We start from the raw sequence: 24346 nt of genomic DNA on the forward strand, positions 1-24346 counted from the left end.
TTTTGCTCCGCCCCGTGGCCTGTTTTTACTCCGCCGTTGACACCCAAAGCATGGCCAGTTGCGCGGTTGTCAGCCGGGCCGTTCCATCGGCTGCTGAAGGCCATGGAAAACGCCCCCTCTCCAAAATTTTATAGTACAGGCAGAAGCCCTGGCCATCAAAATACAGGAGTTTCAAACGATCGCCACAGTGCGCTTCATAATGCATCCCTCCATTAGATTCCGGGCAACCGGACGACTTTATCGTATTGATAATCTTCATAAAACTTGGGGCGTCGATCGACGACACCCTGCACCCCTATCCGGACGGCTTCCGAGGATAATGCTTCGACGGGAACCATCCACGGCGAGCCGGGAAGGATTTGCGTTGCAGGCAAAATTCCTCTCTGCACCAGGCTTTTGGCCGATCCGACGCAAATACCGAGTTTCTCCGCCGCTTTCATCAAGCTGATCATCGGTACGTCCACTTTGGTCGCATCATATTCGGGAATTCCCAGGCGCTCGCGCATGTCACGAACACGCACGGTCGTCCAGCTCTCGCCATCACCTGTCTTGCAAAGCATCCTATTGAGGGAGACCGCGAGTTCCCGATCTGGCCAATGTCCGCCTAGTTTGCGCAGTGCCTCGACGGCCGATGGTGCGAGCTCGGCGGGATATCTTCCGGTCTTGACGCGCGCCACACGTACCTCTGTGTGCCGACCGCCGGTCCAATGGATCAAGAGCACCGCCTCGTTGGTCGCATCATCGAGATCGCAAATAATCTCCTGAACCAGGATGTGGATGAGCCGCTGCTTCGTTCGCGTCTCCGTGGAGGGTGCATTCCATACGGTCGGCAAATCCTGGGCAAGCTGCAGGAGACGGCCACGATCGATGACGGGGCGTGCTGCTGACAGTGCAGACAGGTCCTTGATCTTGCGCTCAAGCACGCCTACTCGCTCCAGGGCATCATTCCATCGGGCCTCCAGTTCGCGTGCAACATGCCGCTTGGCCGGGTCCACAAGCTCATACCTGCGACTGGCCAACAGCGCTTCGTAGCGTGCGCCTTCGAGGTCCCGCTCGATTGCCGCAATGACATCTCTTCGGGACCGCTCGACTTGATCCGAGGCGAAGATTGCCGCTTCGACAGCACGGTCCGACACCGCTTCTAAAATCTGCATCGCAACGGCGCGATCGACCCTGACGCCGCCGATGCCGATACAAAGGCCGACACCCACGTGAGCATCGTCGCCGCGGCACTGATAGCGATGGGCGTTGCCTTTTGCGCTGCCGTAAAAGACGCGCATCATTCGGCCACAGCGACCGCATCGCATCAGTCCCGTCAAAAGGGCACGACCGCCACGCGCTGACTTGCGATCGCAATTCTTCTTCATGTGCGCGTTCTCGGTCAGAAGCTTGTGGTTCTCCTCATACTCCCGCCAACTGATGTAACCTTGATGATTGTCGCGCAACAGCACGCTCCATTCGTCCCTCGGCTTGCGCACCCCCGTAGCCTTGCGAGCGCGGCCATCGACGATCCGCGTTCGCTGCGCGCGTCTTCCGAAGGCATAGGCGCCTGCATAGAGTGGATTGTGGAGAATCTGCATGACGCTGTGGTAGGCCGGCGCCTTCCAGACAAGCTTGCAGACGTCGACATTGCGCAGAACAACCGGCATCTTGATATCGGCCGACCGCAGCCACAAAAAGACCTGTCGTCCACTTCCCAGCTCCCGGAATTTGGCAAAAACGAGCCTGATCGTCTCTGCCACATGTTCGTCCGGGTCAATCTCGATCTTGCCCACTTCGCTCCAGCACAAGCCCGGCGGCAGCATGAACCGCAGTTCCCCGCGTCCTGCCTTAGAATCACGTGCGGCGATGCCGCGCTGACGCATCAAGCTAAGCTCATACTCCGACATCGTGCCTTTCAATCCAAGCAGCAGACGATCGTTGACGAGCCGCGGATCATAGGCGCCATCCGGATCGATGACCAGCGTCCCCGCAAGCGCGCAAAGGTCGATCAGATGATGCCAGTCCCTGCCATTGCGCGCCAGGCGAGATGCCTCGATACAATAGACCGCTCCTACATTGCCGGAGCAAACCTGTGCCACAAGCCGTTCGAATCCAGGCCGTTCCATGCTGCCTGAACCGGAGCGGCCAAGATCGTCATCGATTACGCTCACCGATGCGAAGCCGGTCGTTGCGGCAGCTCCAGCCAGATCATACTGCCGGCGTTGACTTTCCAGATTGCCGGTGACCTGAGTCATTGTGGACTGGCGGACATAGACCACAGCGGCGCGGCCAAGATGGTCAGGCGTGATCTTCGTGTTCATCAACGCCTCCCGTCTTCGTCATTCTGTTCGCTTCCAAAGCTTCCAGCAGAAGATCCGCCAGCGCTTCCACCAACCCTTTGACGTTCTTGACGGCCGGAACCTGAAGATTTTGGCGCTCCAACTGCAGAATGAGTTGGTCGCGATTTTGATGTCGCCTGCTTCGCATCATCCTTCTCCTTCTTCCTCGAAGGACGGGATTTTGCGCCTCGTGAGCGAGTCGCGTCGAACGATGCCAGCGCCGCTGCCAACTCGTTGAGGCCGGCGATGCTGATCTCGGGCAGCCCCAGCGCCATGTTGGCGCAGTAGCTTTGATCGAACATCCAATTCGGCAACTCGCGGCACAGATCAGGACGCTCATCCGTGTAGATGCAGGTTAAACTCTTGCCACGCCTGAACGGCGAGACCTGCACCTTCTTTCCGAACAGCGGGTGCCAAGGATAGGCAATCGTCGAAAAGCGAGAAACGTATGCAGAATGTCGGTAGCTGTGCGGACCGTGTTCGCATCGTCTGGTGGGATGGCAGCGGTGTCTGCCTCTATTCGAAAACCCTCGAGGAGCAGAGCTTTTGCTGGCCGGGCATATCGGCCGCCAGGATACGTCTGGACCATTCGCAATTAATGGCGCTTCTGGCCGGTCTGGATTGGAAGAAGATCCGGCCAACCAAGGTCAGACGGCCGTTGCTGACGGGCTGAACAGGACTGCGGCAAGATGAATCATGCTGCTGTAATGATTGGGAAAGCGGCTGTTTTTGTGCTCTATTCGCCCGCATGGATTTGCCCCTTAGCGACCTGCCGGACGACGTTGATGCGCTGAAAGCGATGGTTCTCGCGTTGGCGCGCGAACAAGCCGCGAAAGAGGTCCGGCTGAAGGTGGCCGAGGCTGAGATCGCGCGGTTGGAGGCGGTTGAGAAGAGCGCCAACGAGCGGATTGCCAACCTGACCTTGATCATGAAGGTTTTGCAGCGCACGCAAAATGGCAAGCGCTCTGAGCGGCTCCGCCTCGGGGTCAATGACGAGCAGGTCTCCTTTGCCTTCGAAGAGGTCGAAACCGGCCTGTCGGCAATCCGCAGCGAACTCGATCGCGCAGCCAAGGACAAGCCGAAGCGAGCGCCGCGTCCGCGCAAGGGTTTTGCCGCCCATCTCGAGCGCATCGAAGAGGTCATCGAGCCGGAAATCCCGGCCGGGTGCGAGGGGCTGGCAAAGGTTCTGATCGGAGAGGACCGCTCCGAGCGGCTGGACGTAGTGCCGCCGAAGTTCAGGGTTATCGTGACGCGTCGCCCCAAATACGCTTTCCGGGGCAGCGACGGCGTGGTCCAGGCCTTGGCGCCGGCACACATCATCGAAGGCGGCCTGCCGACGGAACGGCTGCTCGCCTATATCGCCGTTTCCAAATACGCCGATGGCCTTCCTCTCTATCGGCAGGAAGCGATCTATTTGCGTGATGGCGTCGAGATCAGCCGATCGCTGATGGCCCAATGGATGGGGCATCTGGGCTTCGAACTGCAGATGCTGGCCGATTATATCCTGGAGAGGGTCAAGGAGGGCGAAAGGATCTTTGCCGACGAGACGACCCTCCCCACTCTTGCGCCCGGTTCGGGCAAAACCACCAAGGCCTGGCTTTGGGCTTACGCACGCGACGACCGCCCCTATGGCGGAACCAGTCCGCCGATGGTGGCCTATCGATTTGAAGACAGCAGAGGTGCGGATTGCGTGACGCGTCATCTCTCCGGATTCACCGGCATCCTGCAAGTGGATGGCTACTCGGCCTATACTAATCTCGCCAAGACGCGGGCCAAAACCGGCAGCAACGAAACGGTCCAGCTTGCAGGATGTTGGGCACATCTACGGCGCAAGTTTTATGACCTGCACATCAGCGGAGTCTCGCAGGCCGCCACAGACACTGTCCTGGCAATGACCGAGCTCTGGCGCATCGAGGATGAAGTTCGCGGTAAGGATGCCGACAGCCGCGCGGCCCGGCGCCAGGAGAAATCCTCGACCACCGTCGCCAGCCTCTTCGAGCTCTGGGAAAAGGAACTGGGCAAAGTCTCGGGAAAATCCAAAACCGCCGAGGCGATCCGCTACGCGCTCACCCGGCGCGAGGCGCTGGAGCGCTTTCTGACGGACGGTCGCATCGAAATCGACTCCAACATCGTCGAACGGGCGATCAGGCCCCAAACGATTACGAGAAAGAATAGCCTATTCGCCGGCAGCGAGGGCGGTGGACGAACTTGGGCGACGGTGGCCACCTTGTTGCAGACCTGCAAAATGAACGGCGTCGATCCGCTCGACTGGCTCTCGCAGACCTTGACCCGCATCGCTCAAGGCTGGCCCGCATCCGAAATCGAAGCTCTCATGCCCTGGAACTTCAGGTCAGACGCCGTCAGCTAACCGCTTACGTTCAATCATCAAACCGTCCTCATTCATTATGCTCACCCATCCTCGCCTATTCGCTACGGCGTCGACTCATAAACTTTGGCACCATATTCTTGTTGCGACGAGCTTTACGGCGGCGAGGTAGTTTTCCGGGCGCTTGTCATATCGGGTTGCGATGCCTCGGAACTGCTTGATCCTGTTGAAGAACCGTTCCACGAGATTGCGTTGCCGATAGACCCAGCGCGAAAACACGAAAGAGCCCTTGCGATTACTCTTCGGCGGGATGTTGGCCCAGGCCTTTCGCTCGGCGGCCTTGGCCCGAATCGCATTCGTGTCATAACCCTTGTCGGCCAGCAGGATGTCCCCCTCGCCAAGCTCATCCGTCAGCGCGTCGGCTTCGGCACAATCGGCGATCTGTCCACCAGTCAGACGCAGATTGACGGGGCGACCTTCGGCATCGACGAGCGCGTGGATTTTGCTCGTAAGCCCGCCGCGGGAACGTCCCATGCCACCATCGTCTCCATCCCCTTTTTTCCCGTGGCCGCGTGCTGGTGAACGCGGACACAGGTCGAGTCGATCATGACGATGTCGCCATCGTAGGCCTTGGACACCGCTTCAAGAAGCCGATCCCATACCCCGGCTTTGCGCCAGCGGACGAAGCGGTTGTAACAGGTCGTCGGCGGGCCATAGCGTTCCGGAACTTCCGCCCAAGGCGAGCCCGTTCGAAACCGCCAGAGGATGCCATTCAATACCCGCCGATCATCAACGCGGGCAACACCGCGTGGCTTGTTGGGCAACAACGGCGATATGATCGACCATTCGTGGTCAGTCAGTTCGTAGCGACGACGCGTCATCAAATGCTTCCCTATTTCGAAGCCTTGAATCACGGCGGCCGATAAATGCCAAGAAATTTTATGAGTTTACGCTGTAGTCTTAGTCTAACCGGCCGTGGACGCTGCGGCGGCGATTTCGCCCCGCAGCCAGCGATGCTCTGGGTCTCGATGGCACCGCTCGTGCCAGATCAGCGCGACTTCGTATGGTCTCAGTTCCACAGGCGGGGGAATCACCGCGAGCGACAGCATGGCGGCGACACGCGTCGCCACGCGGCTTGGTACAACTAGCACTGAGTCAGTCGCCGCGATCAAGACCGCCGCGGTCAGTACGGTGGAAACCACCATCGGATCACCACGCTGCAGTCCGAGTTTGGTTAACCTGTCATAGATCTGACCGAAAAGCTCGCCAGGTTCCGAGGCAATGGCGACGTGGCGCAAGGCCGCGAAAGCCTCGATCGTCCACTCCTGCGCCAAGGCCGGGTGATTGTGGCGTAGCACGCAGGTGAAGCTGTCGGCGTAGAGTCTGCGCCGCAAGTAGCCGAGCGGAGCGGCGTCCATCTGCCCGACGACCACGTCGATCTCACCTTGCTCAAGTAACCCCAGCGCGCCGCTAAAAAGCGGATCGGTGACAATGTCGAGATGAGGGGCGCGCTCGTGTAACCGCGGCAACAGATGTGGCAGCAGAACCACCGCTTGGTGATCGGGCATAGCCATTGTCACCTTCCATCGCCGTTGCGCCGGAGCCAAGCTGAGGTTCATCATCTGGCGAATCGCGTCTAGCACTGAAGGCAGCATCTGGGTCAAGCATTCAGCCAGCGGCGTCAGGACCAAGCCTCTAGAGCCGGCAACCAGAAGATCGTCCTTTAACATGCCGCGCAGCCTTGACAAGGCTCTGCTCATCGCCGGTTGGCTACGGCCGACGTGCTGGGCCGCTTGAGTAATGTGCCGGTACTGCAGCAGAGCCTCAAGATCCACCAGTAGGTTTAGGTCGATGGACGCAAGGTTCGGCATTTGCCGTTGTTGTGCGGCGTCACTGACACCGGCAAATTTGGCCCTATGTGGCCGCTTCCAAGTGGGCTGATCCATGGATCTATTCTCCTCGGCAGGTAATGTTCCCGCGCCACATCCCGGAGATCCAGGTCGTCACAATATGGGTGTGCGTGCCAAAGACACTCCTGGCCCGCCGACAAATGGGAAGCGTCGTGATTTTCCGTTAATCAGAAGTACTTGGCTGTGACCCCCCCCCCCGGGTCTCGCAGGCCTAGCGTGAGGGGTGTCGAAGACACGCTGGTCCAGAATGCTTTCGAGGAACTGCCGGCTCACACCAAATTTCAGTGCCAACGAGCAAGCCACAAAATGATCTCGCCAAAGTGGCCCCGCCTGAAACTTACTGAAGAAAACTGCCTCAACACATCTGCCCTGGTCGCAAATCATGCTTTCATTGCAAAGGAGTCTGTCGGAATTGATCTCGTTGCCCACTTCTGCCCTCCGGTTAAATCTAACGTTCTTGTAATGGCATTCGGCGAGACAGGAGAAATCGCGTTTTCGCATGACTGTCATCCACGTTTTGGATACATAGCCTCACTCAACGGGCCGGTAGGCAGCCGCCCCTGCACTTCACTATCCCTCATACAGGGTCTTCACCCGGCGCGAGCTCTGTTAAGGAGACTCTTGAAACGGTTTTAAATGCCCATTGCCTGCAGCGCCGATGGAAGACCGTCGAGACCGGCTTGCCGTCGAGGGCGCCGTCGGGAACGCGCCCGCCTCGGCAAGGCGGTCGGGGGGGCCTGTCAAGTTTTCGTACGCAACAAAGCCGTCTATGTCGCCCTGGCCGTGCTCGCTGACGGCAGCAAGGAGATCCTCGGGCTCTGGATCGAGCAGACGAAGGGGCAAAGTTCTGGCTGCGGGTCATGAACGAGCTGAAGAACCGCGGTTGCCAGGATATCCTAATCGCCGTGGTCGACGGCTTGAAGGGCTTCCCCGAGGCCATCACCGCCGTCTTTCCCAAACAATCGTCCAGACCTGCATCGTCCACCTGATCCTGCACTCGTTGGAGTCCTACAAGGATAGAAGGACCGTTGTGCCGGCGTTGAGAGCCATCTACCGCGCCCGAGATGCCGAGGCGGGCCTGAAGGCGCTGGAGGTCTTCGAGGAAGGGTACTGGGGCCAGAAATATCCCGCTATCGCTCAAAGCTGGCGGCGCAACTGGGAACACGTCGTTCCCTTCTTCGCCTTCCCCGAAGGGGTCCGCCGCATCATCTACACGACGAACGCAATAGAGGCCCTCAACTCGAAGCTTCGGCGAGCTGTGCGTTCCCGCGGGCATTTCCCTGGTGACGAAGCCGCGATGAAGCTGTTATATCTCGTTCTTAACAACGCGGCCGAGCAATGGAAACGGGCGCCGCGGGAATGGGTCGAGGCAAAGACACAGTTCGCCGTCATCTTTGGCGAGCGGTTCTTCAACTGATGAAACCGGCCCACCGCACAGAATTCCTGACAGTCCCCTCTCGTTCAGCAGCTCGTCGCGCATGCGGCCGTTGCACCTCTCGACATAGCCGTGTCTCACATCGGCTTTCCCGGTGCGATGTAGTGCCACTCGACCTTGTGCGCCTTCGATCAGGCACTCCGAGGTGAACTCCATGCCATGATCGGAGACGATCATGCCTGGTTTCCCGCGCCGTTCAAGGAGCGCCGTCACCTCCCGTGCTATACGACGCCGGGCGACCGAGGTGTCGGGGATCGCTGCCAGACATTCGCGCGTCACGTCATCGACGATGTTGAGCACACGGAACCTCCTTCCGCAGGCGAACTGGTCGTGTACGAAATCCAGCGACCAGCGGGCATTGGTTCAGCCTTGACGAGGATCGGCGCACGCGTGCCGACGGCACGCCGTCTGACTTCCGTTTGCGAACCGAAAGCGCCTTCCTTGCGGTACAGCCGATAGACGCGGTTGACCCCCGGACGGCTCTTCTCCCGCCCGAGCAGGACGAACAGCCGCCGATAGCCGAAGGGACGTCGCTCTTTGGCGAGCTCTCGCAGTCTCGCTCGCAGTTCGACCTCCGGCGTCGGCAAGACCGATAGCGCACCATCTTCCGATCAGCGGATATGATCTGGCAGGCCCGCCGCTCCGAGAGGTCTTCAGATGCGCGACGGCTTCACGCCTGGCGGCAGACCGTAACATTGAAGAAGCTCGCGGAGTACGGCGGCACCCAGCATTTGCTTGGACAGCATCTTCTTCAGCTTGGCATCTCCTCTTCGAGCGCCTTCAGGCGCTTCGCCTCGGAAACCTCCATGCCGCCGTGTTTGACTTTCCAGTTGTAAAAGGTCGCTTCCGAAATTCCGTGCTTGCGGCAGAGCTCAGCCACCTTCGCAAGGCCTCCTGCTCCTTCAGCATGCAATAATCTGTCAAGCGAATCGAGGAATTGACCCCCGCATTGCCTCACGTCGGTTGCTACCGATAAGGTCCCCGTCCTGAGAAAATTACCCGTGGCAGATCACCTCTTCCATGCTGTCGATTTGCATCTCGGGGCAATGAGTTTTCGACCATACCCAGCGCGCATGATGGGATACGCACTTTGCATGGCGTGAGCTGACCGTGGCCACTAATATGGCCATCCTTTATCTGACTATCGGAGCGACTCCATTGATGTACTCAGGAAAGTCCCGGAGAGAAGACGCTGCCACGGCAGATGGTCTCGCTCCGAACGCCGCGCACAGGTTGACCGGGGCGTCCTCGTCCTCGGCCACTCCATCGAAATTCGAGTGGTGCGCACCAGTGACATCTGACTGGTATGCCCAAGAGGCTGCTGACCTTTAAACGACAGGGAAAGGGCTAAGCGGATCTGCATGAGGCGGCTCGGGCTGACTCATCGATGATTCGCAGCCGGTGGCCGCCTGGCACACCTTACTGAAGAAATGGCGCACAGAAGATGCGCTCGGCCCACCGCGCTCGCACGACAATTCCGTTCGCACGTGGAAGGCGATCGTAGGTAAATGTCAGGAATGCTCCACGCAACGAAGTGACGCTTCGCTGGGTTTTGGCGGCCTTGAGCTCGGCCAGCTCTTCAGAAGGTCGTGTGCATTCGTCCGTCGGCCGACAAGCGTATGTGTTCCTTCGGTACCTGACGCCTGAGACTAGCATGTCCGAGCGCCAGTTGGTCTTGCATCGAGTGCATTGAACAGAGCTGTCCTGCCGTGCTGGCTACGTCCGGCGAAATGTTCGCCTTTACTGATTGGTCGGATGGTGACCTTTCAACTATGGATACAAACGAAGACATGCGTTTCAAAGGTCTTGATCTAAATCTCCTCGTCGCACTCGATGCACTGATGACCAAACGAAGCGTTACCGCAGCGGCACGCAGCATCAACCTCAGTCAACCGGCCATGAGCTCGGCCATCGCTCGCCTACGCTCCTATTTCCAGGACGAGCTTTTTAGGATGCAAGGCCGCGAACTTATCACAACCCCGCGTGCGGAGGCGCTCGCCCCTGCGATCCGGGACGCCCTGCTGCACATACAGTTCTCCATCATTTCCTGGGACATGTTCAACCCAGCCCAATCGAATCGATGTTTCAGGATCATTCTTTCCGACTTCATGACACTCGTATTCTTTGAGAAGGTCGTGGAGCGCGTGGCTCGGGAGGCTCCCGGCGTCAGCTTCGAGTTGCTGCCTCCCGACGACAATCCCGACGAGCTTCTCCGGCGCGGTGAAGTCGATTTTCTGATTTTCCCGGACGTGTTCATGTCGAGCGTACATCCCAAAGCTAAACTGTTTGACCAGACACTGGTTTCCGTCGGCTGCCTCAAGAACGAACAGCTGCTAGGGGATCTCTCGTTCGAGAGATATATGTCGATGGGGCATGTTGCAGCCCAGTTCGGACGTGCGCTGAAACCCTCCGTCGAACAATGGTTATTACTTGAGCACGGATACAAGAGACGTATCGAACTCGTCGTGCCCGGTTTCAATTTAATTCCGCCGCTGCTTTCGGGAACCAAACGTATAGCCATTATCCCATTGCGGCTGGCCAACCACTTTGCGAAAAACATACCCTTGCGGATCGTCAAGCATCCGCTGCCACACCTCTCGTACACGGAGGCTGTCCAGTGGCCGGCTCTCCACAACAAGGATCAGGCAAGCATCTGGATGCGGGAAATTCTCTTGCATGAGGCCGCCCGTATTGCTGCTCCGCGCGAGACCGCAGGGTGTCTTGGGCGTTAGACATTGACGGATGCGGCATTGTTTCTCTTCGCTCTTTTCAGCAGATCGAGCGGTCGTGTCCCCACAGGTGGTGTAGCTCGGCGGTAGCGAAGCCGCTCGCGAGCGCGCCCTCAACAGCGCCGTAGTGAGCCGGCGGCGGAGCGGTGGTCATCGATGTTCTCCGGTAGGGTCGGGTTGCTGACACCAACCTGATTCGAAGGAACCACCGATGACCGACGACATGATGAACCTGCGTGCGCTCGTGGAGAAGTCCCCCGACGCCGATCTTCTGCGCGAGATGATCGGTTTTGCCGCCGAGCGGCTGATGGAGCTGGAGGTGGGCGCCGCCACCGGTGCCGGCTATGGCGAGAAGAACCCGCTGCGGACGGCCCAACGCAACGGCTACCGCGAGCGGGATTGGGAGACGCGCGCCGGAACCGTCGAGCTGCGCATTCCGAAGCTTGAGGCAAGGGCTCTTACTTTCCGGCCTTCCTGGAGCCGCGGCCCATGGCCGAGAAGGCGGTGACGGCAGTCATCCAGGAAGCCTATGTGCAGGGAAACTCAACCCGCTCGGTCGACGATCTGGTCAAGGCCATGGGCATGAGTGGCAACTCCAAGAGCCAGGTCAGCCGGCTGTGCGAGGAGATCGACGGCAAGGTCAAGGCCTGCCTCAATCGCCGATCGAGGGCGACTGGCCATATCTATGGATCGATGCCACCTACCTGAAGGTCCGCCGCGGCGGCCGGATCGTCTCCGTCGCCGTGATCATCGCCGTCGGTGTCAACAGCAACGGTCGCCGGGAGGTGCTGGGCATGGAGGTCGGCACCTCCGAGGCCGAGCCGATCTGGACCGAGTTCCTACGCAAGCTGACCCGCCGTGGCCTCAGAGGCGTCAAGCCGGTCGTCTCCGACGCCCACGAAGGCCTGAAGGCAGCGGTCACCAAGGTTCTCAGCGCGACATGGCAACGTTGCCCGGGTTCATTTCATCCGCAATGTGCTGGCGCATGCCGACAAGAGCGGCCGCCGGGTCGTCTCCGCCTTCGCCCAGGAGACGCCGCAAGCCGCGAGCACACAATGGCGCGCTGCAGCGCGCCGTTGCCGATCAGATCCGGCCGGAGGTGCCCAAACTCGCCGTCATCATGGATGATGCCGAAGAAGACGTTCTCGCCCACATGACCTTCCCGAAGGACCACCGCGCCAAGCTGCACTCGACGGATAAGATCGACAAGTCCTCTCCTTCCAAACGTGGTAAATTGCTGATGCGCGGACGACCTCGAGGTGAAGCGTGGTGCATCGGCTGAAAGCGCCGCCGGGCCACCTCATTCGAGCCTTGTCGGATTGAGGCGTCCGCGCACCTTTTGATTTGGCGGGCGCGGACGCCAGGTCTCGACGAAACGTTCGTAGCTTCTTTGTGCTTGCTCGGCGAGATGCATCTCCTGGTCACGCAGTTTCTTGATGTTGTAGGTGTAGGCAGGGCCGGGGGCTTGTTCCCCTTTTTCTGAGGTTTCCCGGCCTGCAATTCCATCGCGCGCATTTTGTGTGCGACGAGACTTGGGCAAGCCCAGAGGTAATCAGCCTCCTTGGTCAACATGTGCCAGACCAGAACCGTTAGTTTGCGAGCTATGGCGACGGCTGCGACCTGATGGCCGCGTCTGGCCATGACCCGGACGGAGAAGGCGTGCAGCGGCCCCGGCGCTTTCGCCGCCGCCCATGCCGCCTCCACGAGTATGGCGCGGGCATGGCTACGGCCAATCTTGCTGATACGTCCGTGATGAGCAGCGCCAAGTCCGGACTGGCGAACTCGCGCTTTGAGGCCGACGTAGCTGACCAGCTTTTGGGGGCTCTTGAAGCGACGGATATCGCCGACGGCTGCCAGCAACCCGGTCGCCACGGGGGAGTTGACGCCCGTGATCGTGAGCAGCCGCCTGACCGCGGGATCATCCATCGTGCTTTCGGCGATTTGCCGATCGAGGACCGCAAGATCTTCACCGAGCCGGTCCAGTTCGCGTACATACCGCTCGATGGCAATCTGCTCATCCTCAGGCACAGGCTGGCGTTTAAGCCAGTCCCGCCCTCTACCGTTGAACAGATCGGCATGCGGGCCCTTCGGAATCAGGTGGGCGTGCAGGATGGAATGGACCTCGTTCTTGATCCGCGTCCGATGCCGCACAACCTGGTAGCGGCGCGCCTCCAACCGCCGCATGCGCTCCGTGGCGGCGTCCGGCGTCCAGATCTCCGGCAGATAGCTCGCGGCATACAGGTTGGCCAAGGTGCCTGCATCGATCTTATCGGTCTTCACATGCGCCTGTGCGGTCGCCTTGACCTGAAGCGGATTGGCAATCACTACTCTGCGCACGAAAGGCGACAGCACGCGAGACACCGTCATGCAGTTGCCCGTCGCCTCTATCACGACTTCGTCTATTGCTGAGAGGGTCTCGCCGAGACCCTCCAAGGCCGTTCGCGTCATATCAACACGACCACCATGGTGGAGCCGAACGTCTTCCCAGAAAACCAGCTCGCCGAACGTTCGATATCAATCCCAATCACGCGTCGCATCAGCGCCTCCTGTCGATTCAACAACGGGAGCGGCGGGCAACACGACAACTACGGATCCGCGCTCTCGGCGCAACCGGGCGAGTCGCAGAGGCGGCCAGCTACTAACACGAGCTCACAGCTCATCGGATGCATCGGCCTGCCCGCACCTTCGTGCTCCCGGTGCCTCTGTCCCGGATGGTCACACCATACGCCACGATCCACAAAATCGCAGCCGAACATCAGCACCGCAGATCTTATACCGGTTACAACCCGATCGAGCGCCTCAATGGCGAAATCAAACGCAGGACCGAGGTCGTCGGCATCTTCCCCAATGATGACGCCATCGTCCGCCTCGTCGGCGCCATCCTGCTCGAGCAGAACGATGAATTGGCTGTGCAGCGTTACGATCGGAAGCTTGCGGCACGCCTCAGGTTTGCCAAGCTTCGCCACCAGGCCACCCCAGAAGATGTCGACTATCGCGCCGACCGCGGCCTCGACCGTGCTCTCTTCATGAAGCTGCTCGGTGGCGACTGGATCAACGCCCATGACAATCTGGCCATTTGCGGCCCCTCGGGTGTCGGAAAGAGTTGGTTGGCTTGCGCTCTCGGCCACAAGGCTTGCCGAGACGATCGCTCAGTTCTCTATCAGCGTGTCCCAAGGCTGTTTGCCCAGCTTGCGCTCGCGCGTGGTGATGGCCGCTACGCCCGCCTGCAACGAACCTTGGGCCATGTTCAGCTCCTGATACTGGATTAACGTGCACTGCACAGAGATGTGGAGCTGACACCGCAAGAGCCCGCAGACGCGCGACTTCCCACGATACAACTCCACATAACTGAGCGTTTACAAGCGGCGCAGCCAGCCTAACATCCCGCCATCATAAGCGATGACCGTCTGATCTTTTGCCGATGACATCACGTCGGGAAAGACTTGTTCGAGCGCTTGCCGCTTCATATCGATATCGGCCCGCGCGTATAGCGCATCGTTACGTTCAGCCCCGAGTGGCCAAGCCATTGACTGATGGTGGCGATGTCAACACCCGCCTTGAGAAGGTGGATGGCCGTCGTATGCCGCAAAGAGTGGGGATGGATGCTTTTTCCCGCCAGGGTGGTTTCTTCCCCCGCAGCCATATCAACATATTTGCGCAGCAAGTATCGAACACCGAACCGGGTCAGTGGTGTGCCGCGGTCGTTGAGAAAGACCCTTTGCTCGGCGGGATTATCTGAGGGCGGGTGCAGCGTGTTGATCAACTCCTGAAGTAGTTGGGCCGTGTTTCGCCAGATCGGGCAGAGGCGAACCTTGTTGCCTTTGCCGTGCAAGCGCACCTGACAGGGCGATACCAGACGAAGGTCACAAATGCGAAGATTCAGGATTTCCTGAACTCGTGCACCCGTATTGAACATCAGCGAGAACAGCGCGTAATCCCGCTGCCCAGAAGGCGTGCGGCGGTCGATACGCGCCAGGACGCACTTGATTTCGGGCTCTTCGAGATATTCGACAGGTGCCACCCGCGCGCCCCTCTTGAAGGGAAGTGTCACCACCAGTTGCAGGGTATCCATATATTCGGGATGCTCCGAGATCAGGAACCGCGCAAAGGTATGCATCGCCGCCAGCCTTGCATTGCGGGTCGCAATGCTGTTGCCACGCTCGACCTCAAGTGACGTGAGAAAGCTGCCGATCCTGTCGGCATTGATGTCGGAGACGTCGATGCTTTCAACGGATCCATTGGTCTCTGCCGCTGCAAATCGCAGGAACAGGACCATCGTGTCGCGATAGCTTTGGATCGTATGATGGCTCATGCCGCGGAGAGCGGGAAGATATTCTTGAAAGAAGCGTGCCATGCTTCGGCCCAATGCGGTGGATTGATGTTTCTTCATGCCACAACCTCGCTGACGAGACCGCCGAAAGCCCCTTCAAAGCGGTCGCTGGCGATCTCTCTCAGCTTTGGAAGGAAGTGCAGATAACATGCCGTCGACACGATGCTGACGTGGCCCATGTAGAGAGCCAGTTTCGGCAAATTCGATTGCACATCGGCGCCGTCCAGATACCAACGGATGAGCGCGCCGACCGCAAAGCTGTGCCTCAGATCGTGGATGCGCGGGCGCCGGCCCTCGCTATCCTCAACACCTGCCATTTTGAATAGAGCGTGGATGCCGCCGCTGATCCCAGTTCCGGTATAGGCACGAAGACCGCCTTCCGTGTTGATGAGAAGGGTGTGTCGGGATCCCTGCTGAAGGGTGGGGCGAGACGTTTTCGAAGGTAGCTGCACAATTCGGCATGTGCGTGGGACGACAGCGGCAATATTCTCGATTTGTGGAACTTGGATTCCCGTACCCGCAACACCCCGCTTTCAGGCTCACAGTCTGCCAGCGTAAGGCGTAGCAATTCGCCGCGACGCATCCCGGTCGTGTACAGCAGAATGACGGCCATCCTATCTACCGCAGGCCGCAGTGGCGATCCCGACGCGACGGACATATTGTTCGCAGCCGTCAACATTTTGGCTATTTGCCCAGGCTCCACGATAACGGGACGCCGGTAAGGCTGGGGCCGCGCGAAGTACAAGGGATCAGGGACAAAGCAGCCCGGCTCCTTGCGCCGTCGATAAAGGCAGAACATGCGGACAACGCGTTGGCGATAACGCTGGGTATTGCTTGCCAGATGAGGGAAGGTGGCACACCACCGATCAAAGCTTGCTCGGTCAAGATCCTGTCCGGTGCGGCTGATAAATTCGCGCAAGGACACCAGAACCCTTTCCTCCGGATAATAGCGGCGACCAAGAGCGCGCTGGTGGGCAAGCCATGCCACAATTGGCTGATCGAGGGGTGTCGGAGAGTTGGCTGTGAACATTGCCGTTCTCCTTAAAAGCCGGCAATACCAGGTACGGGCAGAGCCACCGTACGCAGCATGTCCGTCTCGATGCGAAGATAAACGCAAGTGCTCTCAAGGCTATGATGGCCGAGCAGGTCACCGATCGTCTTTACCCCAACGCCGCGGCCTAGCAATCGCATGGCAAACGAATGGCGCAATGCGTATGATGAGACACCATCTAGCGGCAGGCCGCTTTGCCGTGCTCGCTTGGTGAAGATGTCGCATATCCCCCAGCTCGTCAGGGCTCCCACAGGACTACGCGCTTTAAGGAATAGAAAGTTCGTCGCCGCATCGCAGGGACGCCCATCAACAAGATATAGGTCGAGGATTTCAAGGGTCTGGTCGGCCAAAGGAAGAACGAGCGTCGAACGAGTCTTGCGCTGCTCTACCCGCAGCGTACGTCGCTTCCAATTGACTGCGTCCAACGTCAGCGCTGCAATCTCAGAAGGTCGCAGGCCGTAATAGGCCATGAGGTGGAGGATCGCATGGTCACGGCGGCCGAGATAATCAGTCCTCGCGACCGAGGACAGCAATTTTTCGATCACCTCCCAATCAAGGGCACGAGGTGGCAATTCTCCACGATAGGTTCTGGGCGTATCGATGCGCTCTAGCCCTCGCGCAGTCTTACCACGATCGCCGCAAAAACGCAGGAAAGCGCGCAGATGGGCAACCTTGTGCTGGAGTGTTTGGCGCAGCACCCTGCGGCTCAAGATATGAATGAAGTTTTCGACGTGCTCTGATGTCAGTGCGGAAAGATCCTGTGACACGCCAGCCGACAAGGACAGAAACTCCTCGATCGTTCCCAAATGCTGACCGATCGTCGCCGGTGCTAACCCCCTCACGTCTAGAAGATATTCTCGATATCGCAGCAGCAACTGCTCCACGGGGCCTTGCGGCTGTGTTTCTTCGAGCCGCCCCTCTGCCTTGAGGAAGCGGCGATACGCGCGTTCGGTGGAAGCGTGGCGCAGAGCGCCAGGAACGAAGGCTAACGCTCCGTCCAATTCGGCTTCGAGTAGAATCCGGCCACACTGAAGAGCGGCCGTGGCCTCGAGAATGCACTTCAATCGGTGGACATGGCGACGTGTCGCAGCACCAGGTAGATATCCTGCTGCGAGCAACCACCGGGCAAACAATTCAAGCTCCGCGCCGAAGCGCGAACATTCGTAATGACAAAAAGACTTCGGGAACAAAACCTTTAGCATGGCGCTCTCCTGTTGAGGTTTGGGGAGCGGCCATCCTAGGTGGACGGTGATTCAGTTATGTGGAGTTGTATCGTGGGAAGTCGCGCGTCTGCGGGCTCTTGCGGTGTCAGCTCCACATCTCTGCGCAGTGCACGTTAATCGAGTAATGTTGTGCTGCACATTACTCGATGATTGGGGGCTCGAGCCGCTCCACGAACAGGCCCGCCACGACCTGCTGGAAATCCTCGAAGATCGCTATGGACGCAAATCAACGATCATTACCAGCCAACTTCCCGTGTCCGCATGGCACGGCGTCATTGGCGACCCAACCTACGCCGATGCCATACTCGACAGGTTGGTCCACAATGCCCACCGCATCGAATTGAGCGGCGATAGTCTGCGCCGAAATCTACCGCGCAAAGCTTGACACCTCGCCTGAATGAACTGACAACAATCATCGCCTGCAGACCCCACTAAACAGGGGGCGAGATCATCCCGGAAACCGGGGGCGCAATCATCTCGGAACAAACGGGCGGCTTCATCGGAATCGGCACAGATCCGTCATCTCGAGGCGAAGGTTCGCTTGATAGCACGCCAGAACAATGTCGTCAGACGGCTGATGTCGGTTCCTGGTGTGGGAGTAATCACTGCGCTCGGCTTCGCCGCAACCATTGATGATCCGACACGATTCAAACGATCGTCCAGCGCCGGAGCCTACCTTGGTCTAACACCTCGCATCTATGCCTCCGGTGAGACGATGAGATCCGGGCGCGTTTCGAAACGGGGCGACGACTTTCTCCGACGCAGCCTGTATGAGGCAGCCAATGCGCTGCTGACGCGTATTCCTCGGTTCTCCGCTTTGAAGAGCTGGGGTTACGCATCGCGCGGCGTGGCGGCTACCGAAAAGCTAAGATAGCTGTAGCCCGAAAGCTGGCCGTGATCCTTCACGCAATGTGGATATCCGGTGAACCTTTCCGTTGGTCATCGCAAGAGCCGGGCGGGCTGGCATCATTACAGTGATGTCCATGATTAGCTGAGATCAGCGAGATCGTCCGGTCAGGACGATGGCGCGGTCAAGACCGATCTCAGGAATGCGATGCTGTCTGATACAGGCAACCGCGAACACCACATTGGTCGACCGAGCCTATCCAACGCCATGATGAGGCGGCCAAAGTGCCGACCTCGAAGAGAACCATGAGCCTGACCTGTGACGCCCTCGGCGATCAACTTGACAACCGCGATTAGAGAACTCCCTGGGACATGATTCATCGAGATAGACTAGGCCTTTCACGCCGACTTTCCGACTGGTGTCGCCGGAGCTACGCACCGGAGGCATAACCGGCTGGTCGGTGCGAACCCGCGGAACGCCAATGACATCCACTCGAACTGGTGAAACGCCGCCTGCACCCGCCTCCTCAGTAAGTTGACGTTCGAGTTGTGAGACGGACAGTTCAGAGTGGAAGTGGTACTCCGCCGTGCTGGGGCCTCCTGATGCGCAGATCTGTCGACATTGAAGCCTTTACTTGGAGCTGTGATTGCGGTTCTCGCTGAAAATACCGAAAATGCACAGCCGTGCGGATAACTGCGCGATTGCAGCTAGACAGACCAGCAAGAGCACGCTTCCGAAATAAGCTAGTTGGAAGAGCAGCAAGCAAGCCAGCGTCGTAACGATGAAGCCGGGGCAGGGCTGCAGGGCAAAGTAGATTGCGAGAGAACTGGCGCACAGAAGCAGCCATAGGATTAGACAAACGAATCTGAAGGACAATGACGTTCTCCTTGGTTTGCCATCGGATCATGCGGCAACCTCGGCAGCGTCCAACTGAGCAATAATATCCAACATTTTTAGATAACTGCCGTGACCCGGGTATAATCTAGCGGATCTCCGACGGTTCATTTGAAGCTGAGCCGGTAATCGTCATACAGTCGTTTGGGCGTAAGTAGCATTCGCCCGAGTCCTACGGCTGATCGCGATCGGAGGGATACCAGAAGGCTTGCGCGCTCCTGGCTAGGAGGCCCGCCCTCCGCGTAGAGATATTGCGTCTCCACAGCAGAATCGATTCGGGGTCGCCGGCGGCGGGATCAGAGCGGCGTCACGGCAAAGTTGGCTCATAAGCTCGGCGGGGCCTCCCCGCTTCCACGATCCGCAGAAATCTTGAGCTCGGGTCAACGGCGATGCAGTTGATGAATGGTTCGTCATCACTGTCATCGGGGTCACCGGTCGGAACACTTAACGATGTCATCAGTCACTCCTCGTCTACGAACCGGTCATGCTTTTCGCCGATGCGCCTCCGGTGTAATGATAGTGGCTATCGGCCCGCCCCCCTCATGCAAAGCCGACATTCCGTTATGCTCCCGGTGTATAGTCACAAGCACGAGTTTTCGGCCCACCCTGAAGAGCTCCAGCATGAAGTTCGAATACCACTCCCCGAATTGCATGACGCCGCCCTCGTCTTCAGTCGAATATGGGGCCCGATTCATAGGCCGGAGAGTGGATGCCAAAGGCAATTTCCTCGACGATCTGCCGGGCCCGGTCATTGGTTTCCGTCCAGACATGCGTGAGATCCTCGATTGTATACTCGAGCAACCCTCGACCGGATCCTTGTTGACGAGCCACGTGGTCGTAACCTCAGTCAATTCGGGCAGCGCGCGGATCGCGTGATCGCCGAGGATATGGATTTGCTCCAAATCTAATGGTGGTAGTCAGGGTCGACATAGAAGGATCACCGTCAACGCAATTCGGCCGTTGGTGCACAGGGACGCCCATCGGTTCGAGAGTTCCGAACGACATCGCCGTTCTACCGGTTCTTCTGTCCGATCACGCGGCAAGTATGTCAGCCGCGACATGAGTCTGGCAGTCCCTGGGGCAGACGCGGGCGCATGCTCCGCAGCCGATGCAACGGCCACGGAAGTCGACGACCATGATCATACGATTGAGCTCACCACCGAAATCGTCCTCTTCGCCATCGAATGGGCTGAGAATTTCACCTACATCATCTATGCCGTGAAGGTGCATAACCTCGCGCGAGCAGACTTTAAAGCAGCGACCGCAGCCGATGCAGGTCGCACCGTCGATGGCGGATAGATATTTTGGCATCCATCTGGATCCGTCGCGCGTCACGAATGAGCTTATCATTGTGCATTCTCCGACTCAGCAAGTTCTCTTTTCACAGCGTCCAACTCAGCAAAAGCGCGAAACGCTTTTTCCGCGACTGCCATGATTTCGGTCCACTTACTTGGAAGATCCTCTGCGAGGTCGTGCAATTCCATCATTGCAGTTCCGGCCCGCGACTGCAGTTTCCGCATCCGTTTCCTCAGTTCTTCAAGATCTGACATGATCTTTCCCCCTTCATCCCAAATGTGGATGAGTTCGCGCACTGCGACCGCATCGTTGACCAGCTTCGTACTGCCTTGGCCGACTTTCAGAGCGTGTTAAAGGTGAATCGGTGCACGTCACATAGGGCCTTCAGCACTCGACGAGCCGTTTGGTCGTAAATAGCACTCGCCTTAAACTCTCAGTGGCGGAACTCTCCGCCCGCGAGATCATTAGAATCTTCGCTCCTCGATAGAGCGGTCGACGGCCCCTCCACAGCCGGCCGGATCAGGAACCCTCGATTACCGGGATGGCGCGGCGCTGTTCTTCATGACTGGAAGTTGACCAGTAGCTCGGCACCGCACTTGCGCTTCGACGATGCTTAGGGATCCTGAGCATGGATCGGCCCAGGAGGCCGCCAGATGAGCGGATCGGAAAGGGCTTTGCTATCATTGGCGGCAGGGGCGACCCGCGGGATCAGTAACCGCCTCATCATTCAGTCCTCGTCCTCAAAGTCGGCTCTCTTTTTAGCTGCACCTGCATCCGCCAACATTTTACGCAGCCAAGGTGGAGGAGCCGTCTGGAGCATTGTCTGGACGCTCGACAATACTTGGCTCATGGAGACAGCCTGCTGTGCTTTGATGGGATGAATCTTTGCGGAAATTACCTTGGCGGCCGAAGGACCCCCGATGGCGAGACAAAATAAAAGCTGGCAGCCCTTCAACGCGGACACCCTCGACCGGATGCGGCCGTCACCTTCAGTGCGATGCCTTCCGCTCTCGTCCGAAGCGTTATCGAACTCGATGGCTTCCATGAACTGCGACTTGTGAGCTGTCACGTCGTAGATGGCAAAACGCTTGGCCGACCCGAAATGTGCGTTCAGCCCTTTGATATCTTCAGTAGCAATCGCAATGCGCAATGCGCCTAAGGGCCGGTCCGAAATCTCTCTCTGGGACTGATTGCTGACGAGCGAGAGACGACGAATGGAGATCATTTGGCAATTCCCGACTACAGACTGCATTTAGTGGGTGTCGCGCGAGGAGTGCATGAGGTTGGAAAGTTCGGAGAACATATCGTGCATCCCCTAATTTATGCTGCAGCTTGGCTGAGAGGCAGTCGAAGAGAGTGAAGCCGGATGAATGGAGCAGAAAACACGCCGCAGCGGGCAAAATACCTCTAACAAACCAGAAAAACAGGCGTTTATGGGCGGTCGCTAGCGTAGTTCACGTCGCTTTAATTCCTAGATCGCTTCAAGTGCTTCCGCGACTGTCCAGCCTGGAGATACCGCCGCGCCCAGAAGCTTGGCCACCTTTTCTTGCTCAAGTGTCATGTACAAAAACTCTAGTGCCTCCTGGACCGTTGAAATGTGATTCTCCGGACCTACGATATGGACGGATGAAGTCGATGGCGATATGGCACAGACCTTCCTCCTTCAGGCGACGACAAGCTCACCGAAGTTGCGGGGGATCTTGCCGCCAAGCTAAATCACAGTAGCGCTTCCTCCTCCATCTCCTCGCGCAGGAGCCATCTCCCATGGCGCCGGTTCGCGCACCTGCGCCCAGGTCGGGTTGTGCATTGATAGGTCGATCTGGCGCGCGAGTTCCACTACGCCGTGGTAGCCGGCGTAGGAGTGCTGGCGCTCCTGGTTGATATCGAGCCAGGGCATTTTGGCCTTGAGCGCTATAAATTGCGTGCGTCCGCCCGACAGCATGATATCAGCCTTGTGATCCGATAGAGCCGAGTAAAGCTCGCGCGGCGTCGCCGCCCCACTCATACGGCTATCGTTCGTGAGCATCTGCTTAAGACGCTCCTTATCATTGTCCGTCGATTTCTTAATTGACGTACCGACGATTTCCATGCCGATCTCCATCAGCGCATGTGCGACGGACCAGGATTTCACCCCCCCGGTATTGAGAAGCACGCGCTTGCCTTGCAGCCGAGGTCGATAGACCTCAAGTCTCCTCCACGCCCTTGCCTCTTCTTCTACAATCAGTGCTTCGGTGCGACTGATTAGGTCCGGACCGGCCCCTTGCCTTACAAGCAGTCCAGCGATCTGCCTGAGTGCTTCCGAAGTGTCGGTGATGCCATAGAAAGAGCCCTCGAAAAAGGGAATGTCCCAGCGCTCCTGCATCTTGCGTGCGAGATTGATGAGCGCCGTTGAGCACACCATCATAGCTGCGCGTGCTCGGTGCGCTGTGGCAATATCGAGATAGCGCGAGTCGCCTGGAATACAGGCGCGGACGCGGACACCAAGCTTGTCCAACAGCGGCCTTACCTGCCAGAATTCACCGGAGAGGTTGAATTCGCCAAGGATATTGATGTCGCTAGGCCGGGCATCATCGGGCTCTACGGTCCCGATGACATGATCGAGCAAGGCTTCCCCCGCCAGTTTGTTGCCCAGGTTCTTTGAGCCGACGAAGCCCGGCGCATTGACCGGCACGACCGGCAAGCCGAACTTTTCCGCCGCACGCCTGCACACCGCGTCTATGTCGTCGCCAATCAGTGCCGTAACGCAGGTCGCATAGACGAAGACCGCCGCCGGGGCATACGCCTCGTTGATCTCGCGGATTGCTTTGAAGAGCTTTCGCTCGCTATGCCCCATCACCACGTCTAATTCGGTAACATCAGTGGTAAAGCTTGTGCGCCACAGCATGTGACTCGAAGAAGCCGTGCCGCGATTGTCCCAGGAGTTGCCCTCACAGGCGAGCGGTGCATGGATCAGATGTGCGACGTTGGTGATCGGCTGCAGTGCCACCTTTGCCCCGTCAAATGCGCAGCCGCCGGCTGCCGCTCCCGGCATCGGCGGCTGCGAACAACCCTTCTTTCGCACCTCAAAGTCCTTGCTGCGGTTTCTTTCGCAGGCAGGTTCGTTGAAGAAGGCCTGATTTTTAGCACTGAGCGAGGGCATGGCGCTGGCCTCCGAGGCAATCAGAAGGCCGCCGGCTTTGGCCGTCCGCTGCTCTACGGCGTCGACTCATAAACTTTGGCACCATATTCTTGTTGCGACGAGCTTTACGGCGGCGAGGTAGTTTTCCGGGCGCTTGTCATATCGGGTTGCGATGCCTCGGAACTGCTTGATCCTGTTGAAGAACCGTTCCACGAGATTGCGTTGCCGATAGACCCAGCGCGAAAACACGAAAGAGCCCTTGCGATTACTCTTCGGCGGGATGTTGGCCCAGGCCTTTCGCTCGGCGGCCTTGGCCCGAATCGCATTCGTGTCATAACCCTTGTCGGCCAGCAGGATGTCCCCCTCGCCAAGCTCATCCGTCAGCGCGTCGGCTTCGGCACAATCGGCGATCTGTCCACCAGTCAGACGCAGATTGACGGGGCGACCTTCGGCATCGACGAGCGCGTGGATTTTGCTCGTAAGCCCGCCGCGGGAACGTCCCATGCCACCATCGTCTCCATCCCCTTTTTTCCCGTGGCCGCGTGCTGGTGAACGCGGACACAGGTCGAGTCGATCATGACGATGTCGCCATCGTAGGCCTTGGACACCGCTTCAAGAAGCCGATCCCATACCCCGGCTTTGCGCCAGCGGACGAAGCGGTTGTAACAGGTCGTCGGCGGGCCATAGCGTTCCGGAACTTCCGCCCAAGGCGAGCCCGTTCGAAACCGCCAGAGGATGCCATTCAATACCCGCCGATCATCAACGCGGGCAACACCGCGTGGCTTGTTGGGCAACAACGGCGATATGATCGACCATTCGTGGTCAGTCAGTTCGTAGCGACGACGCGTCATCAAATGCTTCCCTAT

General features: G+C 58.6%; 19 protein-coding genes and 8 pseudogenes. 10 read left to right on the plus strand and 17 right to left on the minus strand.

Features of this window, described 5'->3' with window-relative positions; translation table 11 throughout:
* Positions 1 to 25: 25 nt before the first annotated feature.
* Complete coding sequence (tnpB, locus tag J3R84_RS28790) at positions 26 to 259, minus strand: IS66 family insertion sequence element accessory protein TnpB (RefSeq protein ID WP_354006119.1); 234 nt, start codon at positions 257 to 259, stop codon at positions 26 to 28.
* On the minus strand, positions 213 to 2303 hold the full coding sequence (locus tag J3R84_RS28795; RefSeq protein WP_127517993.1) for a recombinase family protein: 2091 nt from the start codon (positions 2301 to 2303) through the stop codon (positions 213 to 215). Before J3R84_RS28795 ends, tnpB (J3R84_RS28790) begins: the two co-directional genes overlap by 47 nt.
* Between J3R84_RS28795 and J3R84_RS28800 the strand changes: the two genes are divergently transcribed.
* From J3R84_RS28800 to tnpC, 3 genes are all read left to right on the plus strand, one after another.
* Entirely contained in the window at positions 2296 to 2559 is a 264-nt protein-coding gene (locus J3R84_RS28800) for a hypothetical protein (RefSeq protein WP_225968502.1), read from the plus strand. The two genes, J3R84_RS28795 and J3R84_RS28800, sit on opposite strands and share 8 nt — an antisense overlap.
* A 210-nt stretch (positions 2560 to 2769) precedes the next feature.
* The gene (gene tnpB, locus J3R84_RS28805) at positions 2770 to 2994 is read left to right on the plus strand and encodes an IS66 family insertion sequence element accessory protein TnpB (RefSeq protein WP_203530130.1); all 225 of its coding nucleotides are present in this window, start codon (positions 2770 to 2772) and stop codon (positions 2992 to 2994) included.
* Between the two features lie 75 nt (positions 2995 to 3069).
* On the plus strand, positions 3070 to 4689 hold the full coding sequence (gene tnpC / locus J3R84_RS28810) for an IS66 family transposase (protein WP_013845737.1): 1620 nt from the start codon (positions 3070 to 3072) through the stop codon (positions 4687 to 4689).
* A 75-nt stretch (positions 4690 to 4764) separates the two neighbouring features.
* On the opposite strand, the gene J3R84_RS28815 is transcribed toward tnpC, so the two are convergent.
* Both J3R84_RS28815 and syrM read right to left on the minus strand, forming a co-directional pair.
* Positions 4765 to 5528, minus strand: a protein-coding gene (locus J3R84_RS28815; RefSeq protein ID WP_139353949.1) for an IS5 family transposase whose coding sequence is annotated in 2 segments (ribosomal slippage) — positions 4765 to 5213 and positions 5213 to 5528 — 765 coding nt in all. Because the reading frame shifts where the segments join, the coding sequence is not laid out codon by codon here.
* Positions 5529 to 5612: 84 nt separating this feature from the next.
* On the minus strand, positions 5613 to 6593 hold the full coding sequence (syrM, locus tag J3R84_RS28820) for a nod/exo genes transcriptional regulator SyrM (protein ID WP_026160743.1): 981 nt from the start codon (positions 6591 to 6593) through the stop codon (positions 5613 to 5615).
* Positions 6594 to 7193: 600 nt separating this feature from the next.
* Between syrM and J3R84_RS28825 the strand changes: the two are divergent.
* A pseudogene (locus J3R84_RS28825) lies at positions 7194 to 7974 on the plus strand (IS256 family transposase).
* 21 nt (positions 7975 to 7995) lie between these two features.
* Here J3R84_RS28825 and J3R84_RS28830 read toward each other — a convergent pair.
* A pseudogene (locus J3R84_RS28830) lies at positions 7996 to 8901 on the minus strand (IS3 family transposase); the annotation flags it as partial.
* A gap of 881 nt (positions 8902 to 9782) precedes the next feature.
* Between J3R84_RS28830 and nodD3 the strand changes: the two are divergent.
* Together nodD3 and J3R84_RS28840 are read left to right on the plus strand one after the other, a co-directional pair.
* Entirely contained in the window at positions 9783 to 10724 is a 942-nt protein-coding gene (gene nodD3 / locus J3R84_RS28835; protein WP_024312554.1) for a transcriptional regulator NodD3, read from the plus strand.
* Positions 10725 to 10932: 208 nt separating this feature from the next.
* A pseudogene (locus tag J3R84_RS28840) lies at positions 10933 to 11931 on the plus strand (IS256 family transposase); the annotation flags it as partial.
* Between the two features lie 90 nt (positions 11932 to 12021).
* On the opposite strand, the pseudogene J3R84_RS28845 reads toward J3R84_RS28840, so the two are convergent.
* Positions 12022 to 13258 (minus strand): annotated as a pseudogene (locus J3R84_RS28845) (IS110 family RNA-guided transposase).
* A 246-nt stretch (positions 13259 to 13504) separates the two neighbouring features.
* Here J3R84_RS28845 and J3R84_RS28850 point away from each other — a divergent pair.
* Both J3R84_RS28850 and J3R84_RS28855 read left to right on the plus strand, forming a co-directional pair.
* Positions 13505 to 13639, plus strand: a pseudogene (locus J3R84_RS28850) (transposase); the annotation flags it as partial.
* Positions 13637 to 13987, plus strand: a pseudogene (locus J3R84_RS28855) (ATP-binding protein); the annotation flags it as partial. The pseudogenes J3R84_RS28850 and J3R84_RS28855, both read left to right, overlap by 3 nt.
* A 197-nt stretch (positions 13988 to 14184) precedes the next feature.
* Here the strand turns inward: J3R84_RS28855 and J3R84_RS28860 are convergent.
* From J3R84_RS28860 to J3R84_RS28875, 4 genes are read right to left on the minus strand one after another with little or no spacing between them, the layout of a single operon-like run.
* Positions 14185 to 15111: a tyrosine-type recombinase/integrase gene (locus J3R84_RS28860; RefSeq protein WP_225906608.1), complete on the minus strand. Its 927-nt coding sequence runs from the start codon at positions 15109 to 15111 to the stop codon at positions 14185 to 14187.
* Positions 15108 to 15263, minus strand: coding sequence for a hypothetical protein (locus J3R84_RS28865; RefSeq protein WP_203530175.1), 156 nt, complete (start codon positions 15261 to 15263; stop codon positions 15108 to 15110). Before J3R84_RS28865 ends, J3R84_RS28860 begins: the two co-directional genes overlap by 4 nt.
* Before the next feature lie 53 nt (positions 15264 to 15316).
* Complete coding sequence (locus J3R84_RS28870) at positions 15317 to 16081, minus strand: site-specific integrase (RefSeq protein ID WP_203530176.1); 765 nt, start codon at positions 16079 to 16081, stop codon at positions 15317 to 15319.
* Positions 16082 to 16092: 11 nt separating this feature from the next.
* Positions 16093 to 17304 (minus strand): tyrosine-type recombinase/integrase, encoded by a 1212-nt coding sequence (locus J3R84_RS28875; protein ID WP_203530177.1) that lies wholly within the window; start codon positions 17302 to 17304, stop codon positions 16093 to 16095.
* Between the two features lie 160 nt (positions 17305 to 17464).
* Between J3R84_RS28875 and J3R84_RS28880 the strand changes: the two are divergent.
* Both J3R84_RS28880 and J3R84_RS28885 read left to right on the plus strand, forming a co-directional pair.
* Positions 17465 to 17710, plus strand: a pseudogene (locus J3R84_RS28880) (ATP-binding protein); the annotation flags it as partial.
* Between the two features lie 192 nt (positions 17711 to 17902).
* On the plus strand, positions 17903 to 18199 hold the full coding sequence (locus J3R84_RS28885; protein ID WP_225906605.1) for a transposase: 297 nt from the start codon (positions 17903 to 17905) through the stop codon (positions 18197 to 18199).
* Between the two features lie 603 nt (positions 18200 to 18802).
* Here the strand turns inward: J3R84_RS28885 and syrA are convergent.
* From syrA to J3R84_RS28920, 7 genes and pseudogenes are all read right to left on the minus strand, one after another.
* Positions 18803 to 19048 carry an exopolysaccharide biosynthesis transcriptional regulator SyrA gene (gene syrA / locus J3R84_RS28890; RefSeq protein WP_011970911.1) on the minus strand — a complete coding sequence of 82 codons (246 nt, stop codon included), beginning with the start codon at positions 19046 to 19048 and terminating at the stop codon, positions 18803 to 18805.
* A 635-nt stretch (positions 19049 to 19683) separates the two neighbouring features.
* Positions 19684 to 19956: pseudogene (locus tag J3R84_RS28895) on the minus strand (SRPBCC family protein); the annotation flags it as partial.
* Between the two features lie 142 nt (positions 19957 to 20098).
* On the minus strand, positions 20099 to 20416 hold the full coding sequence (fdxB, locus tag J3R84_RS28900) for a ferredoxin III, nif-specific (RefSeq protein ID WP_203530148.1): 318 nt from the start codon (positions 20414 to 20416) through the stop codon (positions 20099 to 20101).
* On the minus strand, positions 20413 to 20616 hold the full coding sequence (locus J3R84_RS28905) for a CCE_0567 family metalloprotein (RefSeq protein WP_011970913.1): 204 nt from the start codon (positions 20614 to 20616) through the stop codon (positions 20413 to 20415). The genes fdxB and J3R84_RS28905 overlap by 4 nt, the downstream gene beginning before the upstream one ends.
* A gap of 473 nt (positions 20617 to 21089) precedes the next feature.
* Complete coding sequence (nifX, locus tag J3R84_RS28910) at positions 21090 to 21587, minus strand: nitrogen fixation protein NifX (RefSeq protein ID WP_011970914.1); 498 nt, start codon at positions 21585 to 21587, stop codon at positions 21090 to 21092.
* A gap of 486 nt (positions 21588 to 22073) precedes the next feature.
* The gene (nifE, locus tag J3R84_RS28915; RefSeq protein WP_011970915.1) at positions 22074 to 23501 is read right to left on the minus strand and encodes a nitrogenase iron-molybdenum cofactor biosynthesis protein NifE; all 1428 of its coding nucleotides are present in this window, start codon (positions 23499 to 23501) and stop codon (positions 22074 to 22076) included.
* A 66-nt stretch (positions 23502 to 23567) separates the two neighbouring features.
* Positions 23568 to 24331 (minus strand): IS5 family transposase gene (locus J3R84_RS28920; RefSeq protein ID WP_139353949.1). Its coding sequence is split into 2 segments (ribosomal slippage): positions 23568 to 24016 and positions 24016 to 24331, totalling 765 coding nucleotides; the frame shifts between segments, so codons are not numbered across the junction.
* Positions 24332 to 24346: the final 15 nt, after the last annotated feature.

Origin of the sequence: Ensifer canadensis (assembly GCF_017488845.2) — a bacterium.
GTDB lineage: Bacteria > Pseudomonadota > Alphaproteobacteria > Rhizobiales > Rhizobiaceae > Ensifer > Ensifer canadensis.